General features: G+C 72.6%; 5 protein-coding genes. 3 read left to right on the forward strand and 2 right to left on the reverse strand.

The features are described 5' to 3' along the window. Positions 1-51 precede the first annotated feature (51 nt). Positions 52-438 carry a DUF7715 family protein gene (locus SACHA_RS0113565; RefSeq protein ID WP_019810667.1) on the reverse strand — a complete coding sequence of 129 codons (387 nt, stop codon included), beginning with the start codon at positions 436-438 and terminating at the stop codon, positions 52-54. Between the two features lie 233 nt (positions 439-671). On the opposite strand from SACHA_RS0113565, the gene SACHA_RS0113570 reads away from it, so the two are divergent. Both SACHA_RS0113570 and SACHA_RS26455 read left to right on the forward strand, forming a co-directional pair. Then, positions 672-929, forward strand: coding sequence for a hypothetical protein (locus tag SACHA_RS0113570; RefSeq protein ID WP_083935853.1), 258 nt, complete (start codon positions 672-674; stop codon positions 927-929). Positions 930-1,067: 138 nt separating this feature from the next. Further along, positions 1,068-1,220, forward strand: coding sequence for a hypothetical protein (locus tag SACHA_RS26455; protein ID WP_269634188.1), 153 nt, complete (start codon positions 1,068-1,070; stop codon positions 1,218-1,220). 114 nt (positions 1,221-1,334) lie between these two features. On the opposite strand, the gene ilvD is transcribed toward SACHA_RS26455, so the two are convergent. Further along, positions 1,335-3,005 carry a dihydroxy-acid dehydratase gene (gene ilvD / locus SACHA_RS0113580; RefSeq protein WP_019810673.1) on the reverse strand — a complete coding sequence of 557 codons (1,671 nt, stop codon included), beginning with the start codon at positions 3,003-3,005 and terminating at the stop codon, positions 1,335-1,337. 43 nt (positions 3,006-3,048) lie between these two features. On the opposite strand from ilvD, the gene SACHA_RS0113585 reads away from it, so the two are divergent. Beyond that, positions 3,049-5,383 (forward strand): Tex family protein (locus SACHA_RS0113585; RefSeq protein ID WP_019810675.1); only part of this gene is annotated, 2,335 nt, incomplete at its 3' end.

A 5,383-nucleotide genomic window follows, 5' to 3' on the forward strand; every position in this document is an offset into this window, starting at 1 on the left:
GCCCCGCTGCGGCACGGCCCCGCCGCCGGTGCGGCACGGCGACCTCGGCCGCTACGGCACGCCCTGCCGGACGTGGACGTAGTCGAGGCGGTGCTCCACCACGGTGCCGTCGGGCAGGTCGGCGACCAGTTCGAGCAGGTGGTCGGCCAGCCCCTCGGCGTCGAGCGACCCGTAGCCCTGCTCGGCGAGACTGGCGTCGAGCACCATGACGAAGTCCTGCCTGCTGATGCCGTCCAGGGTGCGCACGACCGCCGTGGTGGTGGCCCGGTGCGAGCTCAGCCCCGCGAAACCGCGTCCGCACCCGCAGGCCCCGTCCGGGTCGTGCCGGTCGGCGCGGCACGGCGGCGCGATCCACACGAGCTCCCCCTCGACACACCAGTGGTAGTCGTTGTCCCGGAATCCCTGGGTGTGCGCGGTCGCCACGAGGGCCTTCACCATCGTCGTGTCCCTTCTCCGGCGTGTGGTCGGGCGGCGTGCGGTCCCTGGTTATCAGCCGTGACCGACGAAACGGTGTCCCACTCCGGGACACGACCTCGCGGTCACCTGTCCGGGCGAAGCGGGCGGATCCGGCCGCTTCGCCCGTTCGCACTCGGAACCCGATCACATCGACGCTCCACCGGACCAGAAGGGAGAGGTGCGCGTCGGACATTCAACAATGGCACCGTGCATGTATGACGAATGGTATGACAGTCCGGCTCGACCCGGGAACCGAACGCAAGCTCGACGAGTTGGCCCAGGACGCGTCCACGAAGGCCGAGGCGGTCAAGTCCGCCATCGAAACAGCCTGGCGCCAACGCCAGGAGCGCCTGCTGGAGGAGGCCTACGCCCACGCGGTCGCCGACAATCCGAACTACCCGTACGAGGACGACACCGAACGGGCGGTGTCCCGGCAGCGTCGCGCGGCGCGCGCCTCCGAGGCGACCACGTGACGGCCATCCCCGCGGAGGCCAGGCCTACCGGGCCGATATCGGCAACGGAGCCAAACCCTCGGTCGTGGTCTCCAACAATTACCGCAACACCCACACCCGCGACTGCTCGCTGTGCGTGCCACCACGACCCAACGGGACTTGCCCACCTGGGTGAAGCTCACCCGGGAAGACCCCTTCACCGGGTTCGTCAACACCGACAACATCGAAACGCTCGGCCGGGACGAACTCGGCGACTCCCTGGGAGCCTGTGCCCGCAATCCGTGCTGGCCCTCAACCGGGCGCTGGCCCTAGCGCTCGGCCAGCCGAACGGCGTCTGACCCGCGTGCGCCAGGTGCCCCCGCCGGACGGGGCGAGAAGCGCAGCCGACGCGACGAGGACACCGACACACCGGGCCCGGACGGGAGGTCAGGAACAGACCGCGCCCCGGGCCGCCGACCCGACCAGGCGCGCGTACTTGCCCAGCACGCCCCGCCGGTCGGTGGCGGGTTGCTGCCACCCCTCGCGGCGACGGGCCAGCTCGTCGGCGTCGACACCGAGGTCGAGCGTTTTCGTCGACAAGTCAACGACGATGGGGTCGCCGTCCCGGACGAAGGCGATCGGCCCGCCGTGTGCGGCCTCCGGGGCCACGTGGCCGAGGCACAGCCCCGTCGTGCCGCCGGAGAACCGGCCGTCGGTGAGCAGCAGCACGTCGCTGCCCAGGCCCGCGCCCTTGATCGCACCGGTGACCGCCAGCATCTCCCGCATCCCGGGGCCGCCGCGCGGGCCCTCGCCGCGGATCACCACGACGTCGCCCGCCTTCAGCTCGTCCAGCGCGTCCATCGCGGCCTGTTCGCCCTCGAACACGCGGGCCGTGCCCTCGAACCGGGTCGTCTCGAAGCCCGCGCTCTTCACCACCGCCCCCTCCGGGGCGAGGCTGCCGTGCAGGATGGTGACCCCGCCCGTGGGGTGGATCGGGTCGGTCAGCGCGTGGACGACCTCGCCGTCCAGCCGCGGCGGGTCCAGCTCGTCCAGGTTCTCCGCGACCGTGCGGCCGGTCACGGTGTGGCAGTCGCCGTGCAGCAGTCCCGCGTCGAGCAGCGCCCGCATCACCACCGGGACCCCGCCGACCCGGTCGACGGCGGTCATCGCGTAGCGGCCGAACGGCTTCACGTCGGCCAGGTGCGGCACCCGGTCACCCACCCGCGAGAAGTCGTCCAGCGTCAGCTCCACCCCGGCCTCGTACGCGATCGCCAGCAGGTGCAGCACGGCGTTCGTCGAGCCGCCGAGGGCCATCACCACCGCGATCGCGTTCTCGAACGCCTCCCGGGTGAGGATGTCGCGGGCGCTGATCCCCCGCTCCAGCAGCCGGACGACGGCCTCGCCCCCGGCGCGGGCGAACGTGTCCCGGCGGCGGTCCACCGACGGCGGACTCGCCGAGCCGGGCAGGGACATGCCCAGTGCCTCGGCGGCGCAGGCCATCGTGTTCGCGGTGTACATCCCGCCGCAGGCGCCCTCGCCCGGACAGACGGCGCGCTCGATCCGGTCCACCTCGTCCCGTCCGATCAGCCCCCGGGAGCAGGCGCCCACCGCCTCGAACGCATCCACGATCGTGACCTCGCGGCCGTCCACCCGGCCGGGCAGCGTCGTGCCCGCGTAGAGGAACACGGCGGCGACGTCGAGCCGGGCGGCGCCCATCAGCATGCCGGGCAGGCTCTTGTCGCAGCCCGCCAGCAGCACCGCGCCGTCGATCCGCTCGGCCTCCAGCACCGTCTCCACCGAGTCCGCGATCACCTCGCGGGAGACCAGCGAGAAGTGCATCCCTTCGTGCCCCATGCTGATCCCGTCGGAGACCGAGATCGTGCCGAACTCCAGCGGATACCCGCCCCCGGCGTGCACACCGTTCTTGCTCGCCTGCGCCAACCGCTGCAACGAGAGGTTGCACGGGGTGATCTCGTTCCACGACGACGCGATGCCCACCTGGGGCTTGGCGAAGTCCTCGTCGCCCATCCCCACCGCGCGCAACATCCCGCGGGCGGCGGTCCGCTCGACGCCGTCGGTGACCTCATGGCTGCGGGGCTTCGGATCGTGTTCCGGCATGGGCCCATCATCGACGCCGAGCGGACCAGGCACAATCCGTGTCGTGGCTGACAGCACGTCCCCCGACACGTCCCTCACCGACACGCTCGCCGACGAGCTCGGCGTCCGTCCCGGGCAGGTCTCCGCGACCGTCGCGTTGCTCGACGACGGCGCGACGGTGCCGTTCATCGCGCGCTACCGCAAGGAGGTGACCGGAGCGCTCGACGACACCCAGCTGCGCACGCTGGAGGAGCGCCTGCGGTACCTGCGGGAGCTGGAGGACCGGCGCGCGGTGATCCTCGACTCGATCCGCGCGCAGGGCAAACTCACGCCGGAGCTGGAGGCACGCATCCGGGCCGCCCGGGAGAAGGCGCGGCTGGAGGACATCTACCTGCCGTACCGGCCGAAGCGGCGGACGAAGGGCCAGATCGCCCGGGAGGCCGGGCTCGAACCGCTGGCGGACACCCTGCTGGACGACCCGACGCAGGACCCGAAGGGCACCGCGGAGTCGTTCGTCGACGCCGACGCCGGGGTCGCCGACGCCGACGCCGCCCTCGCCGGGGCGCGCGCCATCCTGGTCGAGCGGTTCGCCGAGGACGCCGACCTGATCGGCGACCTGCGCGAGCGGATGTGGTCGCGCGGCTGGATCACCGCGACCGTGCGCGAGGGCAAGGAGACCGAGGGCGCCAAGTTCGCCGACTACTTCGACTTCGCCGAACCGATGGCCAAGCTGCCCTCGCACCGTGTGCTCGCACTGCTGCGCGGGGAGAAGGAGGAGATCCTCACGGTGTCCACCGAGCCCGAACAGCCGGGCACGGACGCCGACGAGTACGAGGCCCGCATCGCCGCGCGGTTCGGCATCACCGACGCGGGCAGGCCCGCCGACCGCTGGCTGCGGGAGACGGTGCGCTGGGCGTGGCGCACCAAGGTGCTGCTGCATCTGGGCATCGACCTGCGGATGCGGCTGCGGCAGGCCGCCGAGGACGAGGCGGTGCGGGTGTTCGCCGCGAACCTGCGGGACCTCCTGCTCGCGGCGCCCGCGGGCACCCGGGCGACGATCGGTCTGGACCCGGGCTACCGCACCGGGGTGAAGGTGGCGGTGGTCGACGGCACCGGCAAGGTGGTCGCCACCGATACGGTCTACCCGCACAAACCGCAGGCCCGGTGGGACGAGGCGCTGGCCACGCTGGCGCGGCTGGCCCGGGAACACGGTGTGCAGCTGGTCGCCATCGGCAACGGCACCGCCTCCCGGGAGACCGACAAGCTCGCCGGGGAACTCGCCAAGCGCCACCCGGAACTCGGCCTGAGCACGGTGATGGTGTCGGAGTCGGGGGCGTCGGTGTACTCCGCCTCGGCCTACGCCGCGCAGGAGCTGCCCGGTCTGGACGTGTCGCTGCGCGGCGCGGTCTCCATCGCGCGCCGGTTGCAGGACCCGCTGGCGGAGCTGGTGAAGATCGACCCGAAGTCCATCGGGGTCGGGCAGTACCAGCACGACGTGGCCGAGTCGAAACTCTCCCGCTCCCTGGACGCGGTGGTGGAGGACTGCGTGAACGCGGTCGGGGTCGACCTGAACACCGCGTCCGCCCCGCTGCTGGCCCGGGTCTCCGGGATCGGCTCGGGGCTGGCGGAGAACATCGTCGGCCACCGGGACACCACGGGGGCGTTCCGCAGCCGCACGGCGCTGAAGGACGTCACCCGCCTGGGGCCGAAGGCGTTCGAGCAGTGCGCGGGCTTCCTGCGGATCCCGGACGGCGACGACCCGCTCGACGCCTCCGGCGTGCACCCGGAGTCCTACCCGGTGGTGCGGCGGATCGTGGACGCGGCCGGGGTCGGCATCCGCGAGCTGATCGGCGACTCCCGGACGCTGCGCACGCTGTCGCCGGAATCGTTCGTCGACGACACGGTCGGCCTGCCCACGGTCACCGACATCCTCGCCGAACTGGAGAAGCCCGGACGCGACCCGCGCCCCGAGTTCACCACGGCGACCTTCGCCGAGGGCGTGGAGACCATGAACGACCTCGAACCGGGGATGCGGCTGGAGGGCGTGGTCACGAACGTGGCGGCGTTCGGGGCGTTCGTCGACGTCGGCGTGCACCAGGACGGGCTCGTGCACGTCTCGGCGATGGCGCACCGGTTCGTCGACGACCCGCGGGAGGTCGTCAAGCCCGGGGACGTGGTGACGGTCAAGGTCCTCGACGTCGACGTGGACCGCAAGCGCATCTCGCTCACCCTGCGGCTCGACGACGACGTCCCCTCGGCCGACGGTGGGTCCTCCCGCCGGACGGGCAGGGCGGGCCGCGAGGACCGGCCGAAGGACCGCGGCCAGGGCTCCCAGGGTGGTCCGGGCGACCAGGGTGGTCAGGGCCGGAAAGGCGGCAGGGACCGGCAGGGCGGCCGGC

This window comes from Saccharomonospora halophila 8 (assembly GCF_000383775.1).
Classification (GTDB): Bacteria; Actinomycetota; Actinomycetes; order Mycobacteriales; family Pseudonocardiaceae; genus Saccharomonospora; species Saccharomonospora halophila.

Coding starts and splice junctions, on each gene's coding strand:
- SACHA_RS0113570 (WP_083935853.1), top strand. CDS start 672: ATGACGAATGGTATGACAGTCCGGCTCGACCCGGGAACCGAACGCAAG.
- ilvD (WP_019810673.1), bottom strand. CDS start 3,005: ATGCCGGAACACGATCCGAAGCCCCGCAGCCATGAGGTCACCGACGGC.
- SACHA_RS0113565 (WP_019810667.1), bottom strand. CDS start 438: ATGGTGAAGGCCCTCGTGGCGACCGCGCACACCCAGGGATTCCGGGAC.